Genomic DNA, 20234 nt, shown 5'->3' with positions numbered 1-20234 from the left:
CCAAATCACAGCAAAAAAAAGATCACAAATCTTAAAACCCATCTTACTTCCTATAAAATTTTGTTTCTTTCTGTTTAATCCATCTAAATAACATGTTTCTCAACATATTTTCATCTGTCAGCTAAGTCATCTGTAACCAGAACTTTTGTTTTTACAATATCGTTTGCGGTAAAAAATCACTATTAACAGGTATTGCGTGAGAAAACAGAAAAGAGTTTCTTTGCACCTTTACAGCAAAAAAGAGTTTTAAGTCTTCTTCTTTTGCTGTTCAAAAGAAACAAAGTAAGAGAAACTGCAATACCAAAATTTTAAGCGGACAAACACCAGGAGTCCTGCATTAATTTTGATTTTTAAAATCAATACAGGACTGATGATTGTTCCAATCAACCATTGAAATAAATCATTATTAGAATGAAAAGAATTCAATTTAAAGCCGGTGAATGGCAAAAAACGATTAACGTTAGAGATTTCGTTAGTAACAATTTAACTTCTTACACAGGAGATGCTTCCTTTTTAACGGAAGCAACCGAACGCACAAAAAAACTTTGGAATATCTGCAAAGAGGCTGTTAAAGAAGAACGTGCCAACAATGGAGTTCGCTCAATTGATACAGAAACAGTGTCGGCTATTGCTTCTCACGGAGCTGGATATATCGATAAATCATTAGAGCTGATTGTTGGTTTGCAGGCCGATGAATTGCTTCGCAGAGCCATGAAACCTTACGGCGGCATTGCTGTTGTTGAAAAAGCATGCTCGGAACAAGGTCTTGAAGTATCAGATCGTGTAAAGGATATCTTCCGCAATTATGCAAAAACACACAACGATGGGGTTTTTGATGCTTATACCAGCGAAATCCGTAAATTTCGTTCCTTAGGTTTCCTTACCGGATTGCCTGACAACTATGCCCGTGGCCGTATTATCGGTGATTACCGTCGGGTAGCCTTATATGGTATTGATCGTTTGATTGAAGCAAAAAAGGAAGATTTGAATGGTTTAACCGGAACGATGACAGATCAATTGATTCGTCTTCGCGAAGAAGTTGCCGAACAAATAAAAGCTCTTGGCGAAATCAAAAAACTGGGGGAAAAATACGGCTTGGAATTGAATCGTCCGGCTGAGACAGCTCAGGAAGCCATTCAGTGGGTTTACATGGGTTATCTTGCTGCGGTAAAAGAACAGGATGGTGCTGCAATGTCGTTGGGTAATGTTTCAACTTTTTTGGATGCTTATATCAACAGAGATTTGGAAGCAGGTTTTATTACCGAAGAATTTGCTCAGGAAATGCTGGATCAGTTCGTAATGAAACTGCGCATGGTTCGTCACCTTCGTATGAATGCTTACGATGAGATTTTTGCAGGTGATCCTACCTGGGTAACTGAATCGATCGGTGGAAACACCATTGACGGCAGAACCAAAGTAACCAGAACATCCTTCCGTTTCTTAAATACACTATATACTCTCGGAGCTTCACCGGAACCAAACATGACAGTTCTTTGGTCTGAAACATTGCCTGAAGGATTCAAGAAATTTTGTGCTCAGGTTTCTATCGATACTTCTTCTATTCAGTATGAGAATGATCAGTTGATGTGTGATACGCGTAAATCGGATGATTACGGAATTGCCTGCTGTGTCTCCTATCAGGAAATCGGAAAGCAGATTCAGTTTTTTGGTGCACGCTGCAATCTGGCTAAAACTCTTCTTTTGGCATTGAACGGCGGAAGATGTGAGAAAACAGGAACTCAGCTGATCAACGGCATTCCTGCCATGAGCAGCAATGAATTGAATTTCGACGAAGTAATGAGCAACTATATGATTGCAATGAAGGAAATGGCTCGTGTTTACAACGATTCAATGAACATCATTCATTACATGCACGATAAATATTACTACGAAAAAGCTCAGATGGCTTTGGTCGATACCAATCCGGCTATCAATCTTGCTTATGGGATTGCCGGTCTTTCGATTGTTGCGGATTCCTTATCAGCAATTAAGAATGCAAAAGTAACTGCTGTTCGTAACGAAGAAGGTTTGACCTGCGATTTCAAAATTGAAGGAGATTTCCCATACTATGGAAATGACGATGATGCAGTAGATTGTTTTGCTGTTGAAATTCCAAATTTATTCAACAGCTTGTTGAAAGAACTGCATACTTATAAGAATGCCGAGCCAACCATGTCGATTCTTACCATTACCTCGAACGTAGTGTATGGATTAAAAACCGGTGCTACTCCTGATGGCAGAGCCGCTGGTGTTCCTTTTGCTCCGGGTGCAAATCCTATGCACGGACGTGATTCTCACGGTGCAATTGCTTCTTTAAACTCTGTGGCTAAAATCAACTACGAAGATTCATTGGACGGCATTTCGAATACTTTCTCTATTGTTCCTAAATCGTTGGGAGCAACAGCAGCAACCCGTCAGGATAATCTGGTTACCATGATGGATGCTTACTTTACAAAAGGTGCTCATCACCTAAACGTAAATGTGTTGGACCGTGCCATGCTGGAAGATGCTATGGAGCATCCTGAAGAATATCCTCAGCTGACTATCCGTGTTTCGGGTTATGCAGTAAACTTTGTACGTTTAACCCGCGAACAGCAGCTGGAGGTGATTTCCCGCAGCTTTTTCGAGAGAATGTAAAAAAGAACAAATTGTTCTTTTAATTAACAATGAGCAACTAAGAATTAATAATAAGGTCGTTGGTGTAAGGCCGGCGACCTGGATTATTTTTACGACTCACTCACAATCTCAATAACTTTTGAGATACACATTAACACATTTATTTAAACAAGTATGTTAAACGTTCATTCTTTTGAATCATTAGGTACTTACGATGGCCCGGGAATCCGACTGGTCGTATTTCTGCAGGGATGCACCTTTAAGTGTTTGTACTGTGCCAACCCCGATACCATTACTTTCGAAGGAGGAACACCGACTCCACTTGAAGAAATCATGAGAAAAGCACGCAACCAGCGTCCTTTTTTTGGGAAAATTGGCGGCGTAACCATTTCGGGCGGAGAACCGCTTTGGCAGGCAAAAGAACTCAAAATTCTTTTCAGGCAGCTGAAAGAGGAAGATTTTAACACTTGTATCGACAGCAATGGAAATGTTCTTACCGATGATGTTAAAGAATTACTGAAGTATACGGATTTGGTTCTGCTCGACATCAAACACATCAACCCAGACTGGCATCAAAAGATAACCGGTAAACGCAACAATACAACCCTTAATTTTGCAGCATACCTCCGCGAAAAAGAGGTGAAAGTGTGGATGCGTTATGTACTGGTTCCCGGATACTCCGATCAGCCTGAATATCTGCACGAAATGGGAAAATATTTTCAGGAATACGAAAACATTGAAAAGCTGGAAATTCAGCCCTATCACAAACTGGGCGTTCACAAATATGAACACTTAAACATGGAATACAAACTAAACGATGTACCTGAAAACACACTGGAACAACTGCAGGTGGCAAAGGATATCTTTCTTCAGTATTTTAAAGAAGTCATAATTAATTAGGAATTAGGAATTAGGAATCTGATTACTGAAAAGATCCTTCACTTTGTTCAGGATGACAAACGATTCGAAATCAAATACCGTATTGACAAAAAGAGGATGTTCAAACAAATGAATATCCTCTTCTTTTTTTTTAACTCACAACTTTTCAAGACTTCTTCAAACACACCCCTCTGCCTGTCGGCATCTCCCCTTAAAATGGGAGAATTATTACAATCGACTTGGATACTTCAAGACTCTTCAAGACCTTTCGACTCTTCCAGACTTCATCAAACACACCCCTCTGCCTGTCGGCATCTCCCCTTAAAATGGGAGAATTATTACAATCGACTTGGATCCTTCCAGACCTTTCGACTCTTCCAGACCCCAAGCCCCTTCAAGACCCTTCTTTCTTACTTATTCTTCACCCTAATTAAAGCCGCCATTTCTTTGGCCTGATCTACGCAGGTAAAAACATCTGTACCGATAGAATTGTAGGCTAAAGTCACCCCCATGCGACGGTATTCGCGGCTGCTTGGTTTGCCAAACAAACGCAAATCAGATTTGGGATAAACTGCTGCTTTCTCCAAACCTTCAAAATATGGATTAACTCCTTCGCTCTGTGCCAGAATAACAGCACTCGCTCCTACTCTTTCCAATGTAATTTCAGGTATTGGTAATCCTAAAACAGCACGGCAATGCAGTTCGAATTCACTAAAATTTTGAGTGCCTGCAAGAGTAACCATGCCGGTATCGTGCGGACGGGGCGATAATTCTGAAAATACAACTCCATCTTCGCAAATAAAGAATTCTACACCCCAAAGACCTGCTCCTCCCAGTTCGCGGGTAACCCTTTCAGCCATTTCCTGAGCTGCTTTTACATCTGCACCGGAAATTGCAGCCGGCTGCCAGCTTTGCTGATAATCACCACGTTCCTGAACATGACCAATCGGCGGGCAAAATAAGGTAGGACCATTCTTCTGTGTAACGGTAAGCAAGGTAATCTCCGAAATAAAGTTCACAAATGCTTCTACAATCACATCCCCGGAATCACCACGTCCCTTAGAACCGGCAATGTTCCAGGCCTTTTCAATATCAGCTTTGCATTTAATTACCGACTGCCCTTTTCCTGATGATGACATCAGGGGTTTCACTACGCAAGGCATTCCAACCTCTTTCACCACAGCATACATCTCCTCCAACGAACCGGCATACAAATATTTTGCAGTTCTGATTCCCAGATCCTTTGCGGCCAAATCGCGGATTGCTCTTCTGTCCATGGTAAAATTGGCGGCTTTTGCACTCGGAACTACCTGAATGCCTTGTTTCTCGTACTCATAAAAGCGTTCGGTACGAATGGCTTCAATTTCGGGTACAATTAAATCCGGTTGATGTCTGGCTACAACCAAATCGAGCGCATCACCATCGAGCATATTAATTACCTCGAATGCATCCGCAACCTGCATGGCAGGAGCTCCAGCATAACTATCAACAGCAACTGTATTTTGTCCCAAACGCTGTGCCGCAATCACAAATTCTTTTCCCAGCTCTCCTGAGCCCAACAGCAAAATCTTCTTTACCATAAAATTACTTTCGGTTTATAAATGGATTTTTAATGGTTACCAAGTAGTAAGAAGTGCAAAATTACATTCTATTTTTCGAAAACCGGGCAGAACAAATCGCTTTTTCAACCTTTAGAGGCAATTTAATGCAGACCAATACCACTCAATTTGCAGAAAAAAACGAAATTTGATTGATCAAATAAAACAGTATCTCAAATTAATGTTTAAATTTAGCAAGACAATTCATCTTCTTAAGTCATCCGTATATAAATAAAGCACTATGAGTAAAGAATACAATACCCTTACAGAGTTTTTCAACTTTCTTAAAACCAAACAAAATTATCTGCAGCAAGACAGCGAAGAAGTTATACAGGACTATTACAATTGCAGAGCCGAACGGATTGCAAAGGAAAAAGAAGAAAAAAGAATCAAACAATTAAAAAGATTGGAATTAATTGTACAAAAAAGAGAGGAACAACAAGCACGTGCCCGCATGTATAAGCCTGTAAAGGTACAAAGAATGAAATCGCCCGGAAAAACCACAGTGAAAAGAATAACAAATGACGGGACTACTGCAAAAACAATGGAAGATATACGGAAATTGATTGACCGCATCAGAGATTAAGATATCAACAGGATCTCTTCGTGTTTGTTTTTCTCCATAAAAAAGAGGATGTCTAAAAAAGTAGAATCTTAAGCTATTCAGCGACTTTTACCCCTAAATTTTCTTAAGGAAAGTCTTTAAAACTCAGTCTTCCTTTTAAAGACTGGAGTAAAACTGAACTTCATTTTAGCACAAAACAATTCTTTTTTGAACACCCTCTTTCTTTGCTTCAGAAATAATTTATACAGCAACAATTTCCTCTCTCATGCTAAAAAGAACAAAAAGTACTTCTTCCTTTTCCCGCTGACCGATATTATTCATATCCATAGCTTTCATCACGTCAGCCATAACCTCAACAAACTCCTTTTCACTAACATTCATTCCCTTGTGTGTTGTCAGCATATCGGCACCCTTGTACAAATCCGGACCACCCGTACCTGCCATCAAAAAAGTTGCAGCTCCATTCTTCATCGCTTTCACATCAGCCTTGGCATTTGTAAACCTTACAGCAATTGCCGGATTAAGCAAATGCAAATCAACAACATCATTGGCAATTTTGGTAATTCCCTCTGTTCCGCCTAATCGTTCGTAAAGTGTTCCGCTCATCTTCTTTCCTCCTCTTTTAGTAAATAAACAAGAAGTTAAGCTTTCCACCCGCCAAAGTCAATACAAAAATCTTATTTATAAGGCTGTGTCCGCTCACCAATTTTAGCGAACGAACACAAGCTTAAAGCATACTGAAACTACTTGGATTTTAAACCATCGATCCTGATTATTCGATGGGATTAAGAACTACCCGAATGATCTCCGATTGTTTGCCCACCTTTTTACCTGCGTACATGTAATAGGCATAATATTCTCTAACCTCGGTGAGTTTTGCATTTACCCGCGGACGGGTATCTTCAAAATCCGATCCTTTTACACTGGTCTGAAAATCGTAATTTCCATCGTTTATTTTGCCGTACAGCATAATGCCATCCATGGGAAATTTAGTAAAACTTAGGTGAGGAATACCCCCCACTTCTCTTCCTTTCAGATCTGGTTTTTTGCTGGTGGTCGACTCTACCTTGTTTTCATTCACCAAACCCAATTCCAGTTTTAATTCAGGAGTAATGCCCGGCGTAAGATCAATAATTTTTTTGTACTCCCGTAATGATTTTTCAACAGAGTTATGGCCTGCAACATAAATAGTGCGGGAATCACGGGCTATTTTCTGATCTGCATTTTTCTGGTCGCAGCGTGTTTTATCCACCTGAAGCTCTTGTATAATAGAATCAGTTGGTTCTTTGGGCAAAAGTCCATCGGTAACCAATTGAGGCGCCTTGGCCAAAAAATTGTCTCTCTTACGGGCAAAACCAGCCTCATTGTGCTCTATAAAATCTTTTTTTATGACTATCTGTGCCATCTTATTAATATTTTTTGATTAAACATATTCTTCAGGATGCTGTACTAAAGCTAGAAAACATTTTTTATAAATATATGTTTTTTTATGATATTATTTTTATTCAAACTACTTAACATCGCAAAAACACAGGGCTTTCAGGCTGAAAATTTATTGTTTTAGAAACGGCTCAATTGGCATATTTTTAGTTCATTTTTTATAAATCAAAAAGCAAAATAATATATGGTTAAGTTTCCAAAAAACCTAAACAAGGCGATGCCCAATAAATCAACACTTTTATTCCATATTACTACTGTTTAATACACAGACTTTTATCTGGTTTTCAGGCAGGAAACCCAAAAAATGACGTTTTGTAATATTTAATCTGTTTTGTTAACTAATTTATATGCATCACTTAGTCTGAAAGGTTTGATTTTATTGATTGTTAACAGCAAATTTTGTTTTTGTAAAAAATATACCCTGTAAGTGCTTTTTTCGAACAAATGGTACCATTTTGCAAATTGCAAAAGACATTTTACAATTTGCAAAAGACCCGTTTGAATTTGCAGGAGACGTTTTAGAGGCTAATTTTGGCATTTTTGGTGCTTCAAATGAGCCAAATTGTGCCCATTTTCGTCAAGGACAAATCGCAAAATGCATTTTGAAAGTTGTAAAATGCCATTTGAAAGTTTCCTGAGAGCCAAACTAAAACGCAAAAGATGGTTTCTGAGTGGCACCGATGCATTACACACAAAGTATTCTAAAACCGACATGCAACAGGGCAAATGGCACATCATTTGGGTATTTCAACCTTGCGCGAAGGCATATTGTTTATTTTATGAGGCTAAAGCCTGATTTTAAAAATTTATTGTTATCAGTTGCTTGAAAGCAACTGCAATAAATCCTTTTTTCCTTTTGTCAATAAATGCTTTGTGTTTTTTACTCTATTGCAGTTTGGCTTTAGCCAACTGTAATTAAAATATTCCTATTGTTTTGCTTTAGCCTCATTTCACTCCTTCTGCAATTACTATTTCCTGTTAGCAATTATTTAAAAACAAGCACCATAGACATATGCTTACAGTAACATGTTCTATGATTCCTTAATTTGAATTTATTTATCAATTCATGTATCTTTGATGTGTTGACTTACAACTTAGCCCAGTTACTTCTTCGTATTCTTTTAGTTGTGATTTGCTTACAGAATGTATCTTTGATGTGTTGACTTACAACACAGTCGGCACTTTCAAGCAGGTGCTGATAGTTGTGATTTGCTTACAGAATGTATCTTTGATGTGTTGACTTACAACCCACTTGCTTCGTTTCCCTGGTGCCGATTCGTTGTGATTTGCTTACAGAATGTATCTTTGATGTGTTGACTTACAACTTATAGCTGGCACTATTGACGCCGGCGGTAGTTGTGATTTGCTTACAGAATGTATCTTTGATGTGTTGACTTACAACTAATTTAGTTTTAAGTTGTGTACAGACAACGTTGTGATTTGCTTACAGAATGTATCTTTGATGTGTTGACTTACAACGACTGTTGAGCCATCAATTCAGCCGGCTGGGTTGTGATTTGCTTACAGAATGTATCTTTGATGTGTTGACTTACAACGATAACCATTATCGTAATCATCGTAATAGTGTTGTGATTTGCTTACAGAATGTATCTTTGATGTGTTGACTTACAACAAATTTGTGATACATTACTATGCTGATGCTGTTGTGATTTGCTTACAGAATGTATCTTTGATGTGTTGACTTACAACGTAACTGGAACAAATACAGCATTAGAGCAAGTTGTGATTTGCTTACAGAATGTATCTTTGATGTGTTGACTTACAACCTCGAAAGAAAATAACTGTACCGACAAAGGGTTGTGATTTGCTTACAGAATGTATCTTTGATGTGTTGACTTACAACGTTCGACCTTAGGGGTATGTTTGCTACTTTGTTGTGATTTGCTTACAGAATGTATCTTTGATGTGTTGACTTACAACGACCAGATACCGAGCACGGCCAGGCTACTAGTTGTGATTTGCTTACAGAATGTATCTTTGATGTGTTGACTTACAACTAAATTATCTATTTTATTTTCAAGCGTAGTGTTGTGATTTGCTTACAGAATGTATCTTTGATGTGTTGACTTACAACTTAGTTGCAGACTTGCAACAGCCCTGACCAGTTGTGATTTGCTTACAGAATGTATCTTTGATGTGTTGACTTACAACCCTGCATTTCGTTAATAGCTGCCTTAGTGGGTTGTGATTTGCTTACAGAATGTATCTTTGATGTGTTGACTTACAACATAGGAGGCATAAACACATCACTACAGGACGTTGTGATTTGCTTACAGAATGTATCTTTGATGTGTTGACTTACAACAACTTTGTCCTTTCCCCACCCACCCCGGTGGTTGTGATTTGCTTACAGAATGTATCTTTGATGTGTTGACTTACAACGCGTGATTTATTTGTATCATTTTGGCGAGTGTTGTGATTTGCTTACAGAATGTATCTTTGATGTGTTGACTTACAACTGCAAGATCCGCCTTTAACAAGGAGTTCTCGTTGTGATTTGCTTACAGAATGTATCTTTGATGTGTTGACTTACAACGAAGGTGCAGGTGAAGCGGCGCGAGCTCTCGTTGTGATTTGCTTACAGAATGTATCTTTGATGTGTTGACTTACAACGTCTCTTATTTTACCCCTAATGCTGTTTCCGTTGTGATTTGCTTACAGAATGTATCTTTGATGTGTTGACTTACAACTTTAAAGTATTTTTCTCGTTCATAATCTGTGTTGTGATTTGCTTACAGAATGTATCTTTGATGTGTTGACTTACAACTTGCAGGTATCGAGACTTACCACGGTAGGTGTTGTGATTTGCTTACAGAATGTATCTTTGATGTGTTGACTTACAACATCGCTTCTTGGTGTCCACATCATCAATGCGTTGTGATTTGCTTACAGAATGTATCTTTGATGTGTTGACTTACAACAGGACGCGCTTATTTATACCTTTATGACGGGTTGTGATTTGCTTACAGAATGTATCTTTGATGTGTTGACTTACAACAATTCCGTGTCAATTGCCTTTTGACGCTTTGTTGTGATTTGCTTACAGAATGTATCTTTGATGTGTTGACTTACAACACAGTCTTGATTCAACATTGTGTTTCATGAGTTGTGATTTGCTTACAGAATGTATCTTTGATGTGTTGACTTACAACCAACTTCTGAATCCGGTGTCTTCCGGTTTAGTTGTGATTTGCTTACAGAATGTATCTTTGATGTGTTGACTTACAACACCAGAATATCGCTGACTTTTCTTTTGCCGGTTGTGATTTGCTTACAGAATGTATCTTTGATGTGTTGACTTACAACGTATGAACTTGTTGAATAAAAACAGAAGTAGTTGTGATTTGCTTACAGAATGTATCTTTGATGTGTTGACTTACAACTTTATTCCGGCGTGAACAAATTCATCACCGGTTGTGATTTGCTTACAGAATGTATCTTTGATGTGTTGACTTACAACAAAGCAAGTTAATTCAGACGGCGCAACGGTGTTGTGATTTGCTTACAGAATGTATCTTTGATGTGTTGACTTACAACACGGACAGAACTATTCATTTGATGTAGATAGTTGTGATTTGCTTACAGAATGTATCTTTGATGTGTTGACTTACAACTATTTACAGTTTCATTTCTAATCATACGGTGTTGTGATTTGCTTACAGAATGTATCTTTGATGTGTTGACTTACAACGCTATTGTAGCCAATATTTGATTCAATATAGTTGTGATTTGCTTACAGAATGTATCTTTGATGTGTTGACTTACAACCTTGAGGGGTCATACGACAAGCTTTCTGCCGTTGTGATTTGCTTACAGAATGTATCTTTGATGTGTTGACTTACAACTGTACAGATACTTGTTGAACTTACGTTCAGTTGTGATTTGCTTACAGAATGTATCTTTGATGTGTTGACTTACAACGTCTTAACTCGAGAATAGTAGTCGAAGTAAGTTGTGATTTGCTTACAGAATGTATCTTTGATGTGTTGACTTACAACTTATATATAAAATTAACGTTGCAAAAACCTGTTGTGATTTGCTTACAGAATGTATCTTTGATGTGTTGACTTACAACTTGAGCGTATTTACAATTTTAGTCGGGGAAGTTGTGATTTGCTTACAGAATGTATCTTTGATGTGTTGACTTACAACAGTATCTTTTCAACGGTCAATTTGATTTAAGTTGTGATTTGCTTACAGAATGTATCTTTGATGTGTTGACTTACAACAAGAGTCGCTTTGATTCTTTCCGTACTCCCGTTGTGATTTGCTTACAGAATGTATCTTTGATGTGTTGACTTACAACTAAATGGTTAGAAAAAAGTGAGGTCGATGTGTTGTGATTTGCTTACAGAATGTATCTTTGATGTGTTGACTTACAACAGTGCCAAAATAGTAATCACTCATTTCCTGGTTGTGATTTGCTTACAGAATGTATCTTTGATGTGTTGACTTACAACTTACAATATTAACAAGTGATACCATTGCTGGTTGTGATTTGCTTACAGAATGTATCTTTGATGTGTTGACTTACAACGATTCGCTTTGCTCCTGTGTGAGCTGCTAAGTTGTGATTTGCTTACAGAATGTATCTTTGATGTGTTGACTTACAACAGGCGCTAAGAAATCTAGTGACTGGGTTGTGTTGTGATTTGCTTACAGAATGTATCTTTGATGTGTTGACTTACAACTACATCGGTTTTGGTGACAATGGAGAGGTTGTTGTGATTTGCTTACAGAATGTATCTTTGATGTGTTGACTTACAACATTTTTCGTTTGCAATTGCCTCCGCTTTCTGTTGTGATTTGCTTACAGAATGTATCTTTGATGTGTTGACTTACAACACCGTCTGAAAATTCCCAAGTGTACTGCTGTTGTGATTTGCTTACAGAATGTATCTTTGATGTGTTGACTTACAACTAACACTACGATAGCGTTAAATGCGACTGTGTTGTGATTTGCTTACAGAATGTATCTTTGATGTGTTGACTTACAACCTGATACATAAAATCCATTAGGTGCGCTTAGTTGTGATTTGCTTACAGAATGTATCTTTGATGTGTTGACTTACAACCAAGGGAATTCACCGCAATAGCCCCCGATGGTTGTGATTTGCTTACAGAATGTATCTTTGATGTGTTGACTTACAACGGTGTAATTTTCAGGAATATTGCAGTGACTGTTGTGATTTGCTTACAGAATGTATCTTTGATGTGTTGACTTACAACAGAGCTTATTTTTTCACTCACCCAAACACCGTTGTGATTTGCTTACAGAATGTATCTTTGATGTGTTGACTTACAACAATGATAACATCTAAACCTATTGACTCATGGTTGTGATTTGCTTACAGAATGTATCTTTGATGTGTTGACTTACAACTTTTTCCGGTTCCAGGCTCTCCGGCCAGAAGTTGTGATTTGCTTACAGAATGTATCTTTGATGTGTTGACTTACAACATCGGTAATTAATATTAACGGTTACGCTCCGTTGTGATTTGCTTACAGAATGTATCTTTGATGTGTTGACTTACAACTTATGTATAGGTCGGAATTGATGGTTTGGTGTTGTGATTTGCTTACAGAATGTATCTTTGATGTGTTGACTTACAACAGATCTTCTGATCTAACGTTAGGTAAATTAGTTGTGATTTGCTTACAGAATGTATCTTTGATGTGTTGACTTACAACCGGCCTTATCCCAATAGCGCACGGTCTTTAGTTGTGATTTGCTTACAGAATGTATCTTTGATGTGTTGACTTACAACGTTAAAGTTAGATTTGATTGCTTTGAGTATGTTGTGATTTGCTTACAGAATGTATCTTTGATGTGTTGACTTACAACAAATGCTAGAACAATGTGTTTTAGAAGGTAGTTGTGATTTGCTTACAGAATGTATCTTTGATGTGTTGACTTACAACGAATACCTTTTTAACGGTCAATCTAGCCTAGTTGTGATTTGCTTACAGAATGTATCTTTGATGTGTTGACTTACAACCACTTTCGATAATGCGACTGGTGTGAATGTGTTGTGATTTGCTTACAGAATGTATCTTTGATGTGTTGACTTACAACTCCACCAAATAGTGAAAGATATATGTTATTGTTGTGATTTGCTTACAGAATGTATCTTTGATGTGTTGACTTACAACGAATCTTCTTCGCTTGGATCATACCAATTAGTTGTGATTTGCTTACAGAATGTATCTTTGATGTGTTGACTTACAACCGATTCAAGATTACTGCAGCCCCTTAAACTGTTGTGATTTGCTTACAGAATGTATCTTTGATGTGTTGACTTACAACTTACCGTAAACGGAAGCCTCTCTACTTCCAGTTGTGATTTGCTTACAGAATGTATCTTTGATGTGTTGACTTACAACTCTTCTAAATTACTAACGTTACACCACCTTGTTGTGATTTGCTTACAGAATGTATCTTTGATGTGTTGACTTACAACCTATCAAAGGAAATAAGCTTATTACCAGCAAGTTGTAAAACACATTAGAATTGAAAAAACCGAGGCTGTAAAGCTTCGGTTTTTTAGTTTGTATTCATTTTTTTGATCCTGCATACCTGTTTATTTGACAGATTGCCTCGTCGTATCTCCTCGCAATCACAATTAAAAAAGTTGCAATTGCTGAACCACTTCGGGTTTATCAGCAGTCTGCTGACTGTAGAAGAGTTCCATCATAGCAAATTGTTTGTCGGTAATTTTGAGTATGCCCACATGTCCGTGCTCGGGTAGCGATTGTTTCACCCTTTTGCTGTGCACTTCAGCATTTTCTCTGCTGGGGCAGGTGCGCATGTATATCGAGAACTGAAACATGGTAAAACCATCCTGCAGCAGTTCTTTTCGAAACTTACCGGCAGCCTTTCGCTCCTTTTTCGTTTCGGTGGGCAGGTCGAAAAAAACCAACACCCACATGTTACGGTACTGACTTAGTGCGTACTCTGTCATAAAACTCAGGATAAATTATTTTTCGCCGATCGCCGGCAAAGCATTCGTAAAGCGAATTGGTGGTGCGGCTAATGCCCACCAGTAAGGGACTCTTTTTGCCTGCAAATACTACATCGGTGGTTAAAACACTCAGTATTTTAGCCTTCTGATCCTTAGTCAGCTTTTCGTCGGTAAGTTCGCCATCGTAAAATAGCTGCATAACCAATTCGTCGCAGTAGGGTCGGTAAGGCTCCATAATATCATCGGCCAAACAGTAGGCATTGTATTTATTGCGATGAAAAATACCCAAAGTGGGCAACATACCCGAACTTACCAAAGCACGGGCTACACAGGCCCGCATAATGGCATAGGCGTAGTTCAATTGCGGATTGGGCACATTGCCAAAACGCTCGCGTACAAAATCATGATTTTCGAACAAAGCTCCCCAATAAATCTTTGCTGCTCTTGCCTCTACATTATCGCTGTCACCCGATTTTATTTGTGGCAGCAAGGCATACAGTTGCTTGGCATCCAGATCAAAATGCTCCAGTAAACGAGCCTGATTTTCGACCTTAGCCCCTATGGTTTGTGCCCACAACTGCTTTTTTAAAGGTTCGCTGGCATCCAACTGCACTTTAAAACGTTCGCTCTGCACCGAATTACCATCCAGGGGTAAAAACAAACCCACCGGATGATGTTTTTCGTTGCAGGAAATCAACGCCACATTGCTCGACACCAGGTAAGAGAGTAGAGCCTGACTAAGTGTTACCTGTGGATGATCAAGAACCATCACTCCAATGTCCTCGATGGGAATACTGGCAAGTTCAGATTTTTCTTTGGGCATCAAAACTTTCAACTGCCCGTCTTCCCTGCGCAAATAGGCAGGATTCCCAAAGTACAGTGTGCGTTTAATCATGATACTATTATTTTAATTTCACATACTCAATTCCAATTCTTGTTTTTGATAAACCTCTTCTCCAACATGTACAATTTCTCCAATATGATTTATTCTTACTTTAATTAATTCTCTTAATGGTTCAGTACTTTGAAGAAAATGATAAGTTACTTTAGAAAGTTGCTTTTTAGTCTTTAATATTGCACCATCAATAGCTTTTGTCTCTAGATGATGAGTGAACAAGTAATTTTTTGTAGAAATTTTCTGAACTCTAAACAAATTAGGGCTTATCAGTTTCGCATTTTCCTTCGCTAGTAAGTCAATCTCCTTAGTATCAAAATCTTTCGAAGGAAATATAAAATATTCGTTCTGTTTCATCGTAAATAAGAATTGCCATCCCTCTTTTTCTTTGTATTGCCTATTGATAATTGGCAAACCCGCATTTACACGTGCAACTGCTTCGTAGAAGGAAACCACCTGTTCCTGCAATTTTCCTTCTTCATCTTTATAAATTGCCACGTGGTGATTGTTCCCGGTACTTACATAATCAACTGGCTGCGTTTTTCCACCTTCGCTTACGATTAATTTACCTTGATTATCCTTTTTATCGTGCAAGGCTTCGGCATTGCTAACCCCACTAATACAAACTCGTTTTATAGCAATTCCTTTTTCTTTGTTCAACCAAATTGGTCGTTTCTCCAAATTCGAAAAAGCCTCTTTTGCATTTCCGTTGTATTCTTCCAAGCGTTCCTGAAAAATTCTTTTTATACCAGCATCAATTACCTTATCAATTTTTAAATCGGGGCCAATCTCTTTTCTTATTGTGTAATTATCCTGAACATCCTGAATTTTCACTTGCTCAGGTACTATTTCTATTTTTGCATCATCCAAATAAATAGGATTCTTTGCAGGAGCATTCTTACCAGCAAATGCTTTTTTAGAATCGTTACCAAATGTGGCCAAGCGTTTTAGTAAAGCTTCACGATATTTAGGTTTGGTAATCTTGTTAATGGTTTCCAAATCTAATTTTGCACTTATTTTTATCTCTTTTACAATTTGTTCCTGTATTTTCCCATAAACAGTTTCTTTATGCAATTGTCCTCTCGGAGTTAATTGAATTTTCTCCACAAAATGATCGGCACCCTTTTGCTTAATTCTATTTTTATTTTTCGTTACCACCTTATTTTTGGCTTTAATTGAAATTAAAACACTTTCGAGATGATTCTTTGCTTCGGTTCTGAAATTAGGAAGAGGAACAACAAACTTCCGTTTCGAATTGCCATTTTTTGTTTCATACTGCTTTGTAATTTTATTACGAATTCCATACAAATCGCTTTCCTTACTACGCGATGCATGTAAATTGTTTAAATACTGCACATGATCGTAGGTAGTAAAAGCAACTGTTAATGCATCCATAGCATGATGACGGTGATCGTTTCGTTTGGTCCAATCAATAATTTGCTCTACCGCTTTACCTTCCTTACGTTCCTGCATTTCTGTTAATCCCAATGCACGGTATTTGGGCAAGTTCAGCTCCTTCATTACATTAATCAAGTCCCAATCTTCGCGCAATTTATCAGTAATACTTCCTGTTGTTGTATTCACTGTTCGCACAACCTCCTGCAACATTTGTTTTGCCTTTTTAGCAATATACTGGCTATTTCGCAGGTCTCGTTCAATAAATCCATCAGGCAAGTCCTTTTCCTGCATCAGCAATTTGTTATATTTTGCTTTCGATATTTTACCTGCCTTATATAAACTCTCCACTCTGTTCTTATAATTCTGTACGTCATCAGAATAGGTATTTGTAATAAAATCAATCGCAGTAGAATCGGCCTTAGCTAAATTTACATTTCGATATGCCAGAGTTTTATTGGAAAAAGAATCATCGAACAATATTGCTTTAGGAATGATGTGCTCAATATCAATTTCCTTTGAAAATAGTTTGTCTTTGGGAATGTATTGATTTGTAAAAAGAGTTTTATAGCCCATTTCACTTAACTCTTCGTAAAGTTTATAGCGAATAATATCGTTGCGGGTAGGATTCTTTATTCCAAAATCTTTTTGCAATAATTTACTAATTCCTTCATGTTTGGTTTTAGCAGCATTAATATTTGTGGTTGCCAAAGCTCTTTCTTTTGCTGATTTTTTTAATTCCCGCGCCAATTCGATTCGAACTTCATCCGGTTTTCCATAAGTTTCAATCACCTGATTCACTAAATTCACCATTTGATTTAATATCTTTTCCACAACAGGATTCCGCAAACTGTTCTTCGGCAACAATTCTAAAATATCCTTTAAAGTTCTGCCGGCTAATTCTTCTTTCGTTAATGAATGGGAATGGTTGTATTTTGCCAGCTTGCAGGCTTCCGAAAACTCATGCCCTTCTTTTAAAAACGGAATAATCTTTTTTATTGCTCTGGCACTTAAACTCCCATGATCGGGCTGTAAACTAATATTGGCCAGCATATTGGCATATTCAGGCTTAAATCCATACGTCAGATTCAACTTTTTCTTTAAAGCAACATTCGAATTGCCATAAAGCAATTTATCTTGTTCATTTATCTTATCATCGTCCTCGGCCGAATACAACAAGTGCCATAACTGATAGGAGACCTGTTTGTCGAAAGCAGTCCCATCGATATCCGAATTAAATTCTAAAATTGCTGTACTAATTCCTATTTGTAAAAAAATTTGTTTTAATTCCTCCTTTATTTCCTGTGCAGATTTTTTTGCCCAATCGAAACCATATCCCTCGTATTCTGCAATCTGCTGATAAACATTGTACAAAGCCTGATTCGTTCTATTGCCATCAATCCCCTCTTTATAATTAAGTGTCCATTCTTTTTTAGGCAAGCCTAAAACTTTTAAAACATCATCGGCAGTATGATTTCCTCTGAGGTTAAGTTCTTCAAATAAATGTTGCTTTGCATCTACATCCAAAACTACAACCTCTTTCGATTTTTTATTCTGTAATTGAAGGTTATTTAGTAATTGCCAAATTTTAAATTCCTGAAACAATGGAGATGATTTCGGAATTGCCTTATGATTTTTTTCAAACTCACAGTTGCTTATTAAATGCTTTTGCGATTTTAGCTTACGCTGGTAAAATATGATCACATCACGTATTTCTTCCTTTACTTCTGGTTTGAGTTCTAAATAGTACTTCGCCTGAGTTTCCCATATTTTCTCAAACTCATCTAAATAATCCTGGCGATAAAACACTTGATTCTTTAAACTTGTGTGAAAATTATTTTGAAGCTGTCTGTACAAATTCTGTCCAACAGTTTCCTTGTTAAAATATAACTCTTTGCTTCGATCACTTATAGCCCCCAAGTAACCACTTGATTTATTTAGATTGTTATTGATCTCAACAAGTACATAGGCAACTACATTTACAGGCAGTTGAATGGTAAGAGCTTCACTTCTCCATTGATAATGCTGTTTTTTCACTTCATCTCGTTTCCCTTTATTCTCTGCAGTATAAATCTGATGTATTGCAAGGAAAAGTTTGCGGCTATTTTGCTGTCCCTGCCCTTGCAATTTCTGATATAGTTCATCATTTAATACTTCAGGGTAAAACTGCTTTTGGAAATTCCATATTGCATCAAACTCATTCTGCAAATCGGAGCGATAAAAATCCGGGATATACTTTTTCCCTTTCTCCAATAAATTGAACACAAATTGTCCTGGGGTTAATTGATTTTCGTAAAGCTCTTTTGCAATAGCCATGCCGTCAATTAAACTTCCTTCGTCTTCATTTTTTGCTTTCCGGCTACTTCTGTATCCCCTCTTCTTATTAATAGCCAATAAAACCCTCGCAAATTCAGCCTTTTCAATTTTATCAACAGCCGCCTTTGCTCTCAATCTGCAGGTTTCATGGGTAGAATCTTTACCGTCTTCATTAAGTACAGTGTTTTTCGATATAAAATTAATTGATTCTAAAATCTCAATGAGATTCGCTCGTCTTTGTTTAAATCGCTGCAGGTTCCTTCGAGCACCACGCTTTAAGGTTCTATCAGCATTTATTGATAGTGGCCTTCCCTTTTCAAAATCAGTTTGTTCATCGGTACTTAATGGATTAACTCTAACTCCTAATTTTATAATCTCAGATTGTTCCGATTTATTTTCTGATTCATTCACCAAAGCCCATCCTATAGAGGCAGTTCCTAAATCGAGTCCTAAAATTTTTTTCATGGCTATTGTATGTTTAATATATTGTTTCTATTTTTGATGTACATTTTGTAAGCAAATCACAATAAGGATTATTCCGTTGTGAAAACATTCAAAGCGGCTTTAACGAGTCGCTTTTTTTATTTTTTCCTTAATTTACAGGCTTTTTATCAATTACCTATAAAAAAACCAGAGATATTATAATTCATTTATGTAAAAATATAAAAATCAGCATCAACTTAGCATTGTTAAATAATATTATTTCAGTCTTAAATAATATCAACATTATATTGAATTCCTTCCCGAAACGATAAGACTTTGCTCTTTAATATTCCACTTATATCCCGATTTTACAGTCTTACATCGAAAAAATTATGCTTATCTGCGCCCATCATTTATATTTATTGCTTCAACATCAAATATCTGTTTAGGGAGTTGCAGGCATTAATTGATACAATCAAAAACTCCCCGACTGATGCATGGTTGTATCCCGTAGCATTTAATAAAACCACAGAATAAAATCGTGCGGCAACAAAGAGAAAACCTGTTGTCCGGCAAAAATAGATTGAGGGGAATAAATAAAAATAATATGATCGCTGCCAATATCGTTCATCACGATACATATAGTAAATGAATAATATTCTTAAAATACAAACCACATACAGATTAATTATGACATCACCAGAAAATACACTAAAGAGTTTAAAAAGAATCAATTGGTTTTTTATTGGTTTAGGAATGCTTGAGATTTTCTTACTCGTATTTCTGACCCAAAACTTCCTGTTCATGCTTTATGGGCTGATCACTTTAGTGCCGGCCTACATCGCCCTTAGCCCAAAACACATAAAGTGGAACTATTTTGTAGGCATCTGGACCTTAATTCAGTTTAATCCTTTAACGGGTCTGGCTATGATCGGCTTTATTCTTGGTGACTTTTTTAAACCGGGAGCTGACAGAGCCGGAGACTTATTTGATACAATTCTTGCAATTGTATGCATCCTTATTTTTGCTGCAATTGTTATCGCCTCATTTATTCTAGGAATATTAATTATAAGAAAGACTTCTAAATACAACAAACTGATTAACGCTCTTGCCAACTAAAAAAG

10 protein-coding genes and 1 CRISPR repeat array are annotated in these 20234 nt (G+C 37.3%); of the genes, 4 read left to right on the top strand and 6 right to left on the bottom strand.

All coding sequences use genetic code 11. From position 1 onward, the window contains the following. The first annotated feature begins 411 nt into the window (after positions 1 to 411). Both pflB and pflA read left to right on the top strand, forming a co-directional pair. A complete protein-coding gene (pflB, locus tag ACHZAX_RS08050) occupies positions 412 to 2637 on the top strand; it encodes a formate C-acetyltransferase (RefSeq protein WP_320018709.1) in 2226 nt (741 codons plus the stop codon). 153 nt (positions 2638 to 2790) lie between these two features. Next, positions 2791 to 3516 (top strand): pyruvate formate-lyase-activating protein, encoded by a 726-nt coding sequence (gene pflA, locus ACHZAX_RS08045; RefSeq protein ID WP_320018708.1) that lies wholly within the window; start codon positions 2791 to 2793, stop codon positions 3514 to 3516. 389 nt (positions 3517 to 3905) lie between these two features. Here pflA and purT read toward each other — a convergent pair whose 3' ends face one another. Next, positions 3906 to 5075, bottom strand: coding sequence for a formate-dependent phosphoribosylglycinamide formyltransferase (purT, locus tag ACHZAX_RS08040; protein WP_320018707.1), 1170 nt, complete (start codon positions 5073 to 5075; stop codon positions 3906 to 3908). Positions 5076 to 5334: 259 nt separating this feature from the next. On the opposite strand from purT, the gene ACHZAX_RS08035 reads away from it, so the two are divergent. After that, positions 5335 to 5679, top strand: a complete 345-nt coding sequence (locus ACHZAX_RS08035; protein ID WP_320018706.1) for a hypothetical protein — start codon at positions 5335 to 5337, stop codon at positions 5677 to 5679. 219 nt (positions 5680 to 5898) lie between these two features. Here the strand turns inward: ACHZAX_RS08035 and ACHZAX_RS08030 are convergent, their stop codons facing one another. From ACHZAX_RS08030 to cas9, 5 genes are all read right to left on the bottom strand, one after another. Beyond that, positions 5899 to 6264, bottom strand: a complete 366-nt coding sequence (locus tag ACHZAX_RS08030; RefSeq protein ID WP_320018705.1) for a group I truncated hemoglobin — start codon at positions 6262 to 6264, stop codon at positions 5899 to 5901. A 166-nt stretch (positions 6265 to 6430) separates the two neighbouring features. Further along, positions 6431 to 7063 carry a hypothetical protein gene (locus tag ACHZAX_RS08025; RefSeq protein ID WP_320018704.1) on the bottom strand — a complete coding sequence of 211 codons (633 nt, stop codon included), beginning with the start codon at positions 7061 to 7063 and terminating at the stop codon, positions 6431 to 6433. A gap of 1159 nt (positions 7064 to 8222) precedes the next feature. After that, a CRISPR array of direct repeats spans positions 8223 to 13580; the repeat unit is 47 nt; unit sequence GTTGTGATTTGCTTACAGAATGTATCTTTGATGTGTTGACTTACAAC. Positions 13581 to 13742: 162 nt separating this feature from the next. Then, positions 13743 to 14081 carry a CRISPR-associated endonuclease Cas2 gene (gene cas2, locus ACHZAX_RS08020; RefSeq protein WP_320018703.1) on the bottom strand — a complete coding sequence of 113 codons (339 nt, stop codon included), beginning with the start codon at positions 14079 to 14081 and terminating at the stop codon, positions 13743 to 13745. After that, positions 14050 to 14976 carry a type II CRISPR-associated endonuclease Cas1 gene (gene cas1, locus ACHZAX_RS08015; protein WP_320018702.1) on the bottom strand — a complete coding sequence of 309 codons (927 nt, stop codon included), beginning with the start codon at positions 14974 to 14976 and terminating at the stop codon, positions 14050 to 14052. Before cas1 ends, cas2 begins: the two co-directional genes overlap by 32 nt. An 18-nt stretch (positions 14977 to 14994) precedes the next feature. Continuing rightward, positions 14995 to 19152, bottom strand: a complete 4158-nt coding sequence (gene cas9 / locus ACHZAX_RS08010) for a type II CRISPR RNA-guided endonuclease Cas9 (protein WP_320018701.1) — start codon at positions 19150 to 19152, stop codon at positions 14995 to 14997. A gap of 648 nt (positions 19153 to 19800) precedes the next feature. On the opposite strand from cas9, the gene ACHZAX_RS08005 reads away from it, so the two are divergent. Then, on the top strand, positions 19801 to 20229 hold the full coding sequence (locus ACHZAX_RS08005; RefSeq protein WP_320018700.1) for a hypothetical protein: 429 nt from the start codon (positions 19801 to 19803) through the stop codon (positions 20227 to 20229). The last annotated feature ends 5 nt before the right edge of the window (positions 20230 to 20234 follow it).

Origin of the sequence: Labilibaculum manganireducens, assembly GCF_963665805.2 — a bacterium.
GTDB classification, from domain to species: domain Bacteria; phylum Bacteroidota; class Bacteroidia; order Bacteroidales; family Marinifilaceae; genus Labilibaculum; species Labilibaculum manganireducens.
The sequence above is the reverse complement of the archived record's forward strand: the minus strand, read 5'-3'. Positions and strand labels throughout refer to the sequence as shown.

Excerpts from the sequence above, each read along its gene's own strand:
- pflB (WP_320018709.1), top strand. The coding sequence starts at position 412 with ATGAAAAGAATTCAATTTAAAGCCGGTGAATGGCAAAAAACGATTAAC.
- cas9 (WP_320018701.1), bottom strand. The coding sequence starts at position 19,152 with ATGAAAAAAATTTTAGGACTCGATTTAGGAACTGCCTCTATAGGATGG.
- cas1 (WP_320018702.1), bottom strand. The coding sequence starts at position 14,976 with ATGATTAAACGCACACTGTACTTTGGGAATCCTGCCTATTTGCGCAGG.
- ACHZAX_RS08030 (WP_320018705.1), bottom strand. The coding sequence starts at position 6,264 with ATGAGCGGAACACTTTACGAACGATTAGGCGGAACAGAGGGAATTACC.
- ACHZAX_RS08035 (WP_320018706.1), top strand. The coding sequence starts at position 5,335 with ATGAGTAAAGAATACAATACCCTTACAGAGTTTTTCAACTTTCTTAAA.
- pflA (WP_320018708.1), top strand. The coding sequence starts at position 2,791 with ATGTTAAACGTTCATTCTTTTGAATCATTAGGTACTTACGATGGCCCG.
- cas2 (WP_320018703.1), bottom strand. The coding sequence starts at position 14,081 with ATGACAGAGTACGCACTAAGTCAGTACCGTAACATGTGGGTGTTGGTT.
- ACHZAX_RS08025 (WP_320018704.1), bottom strand. The coding sequence starts at position 7,063 with ATGGCACAGATAGTCATAAAAAAAGATTTTATAGAGCACAATGAGGCT.
- purT (WP_320018707.1), bottom strand. The coding sequence starts at position 5,075 with ATGGTAAAGAAGATTTTGCTGTTGGGCTCAGGAGAGCTGGGAAAAGAA.
- ACHZAX_RS08005 (WP_320018700.1), top strand. The coding sequence starts at position 19,801 with ATGACATCACCAGAAAATACACTAAAGAGTTTAAAAAGAATCAATTGG.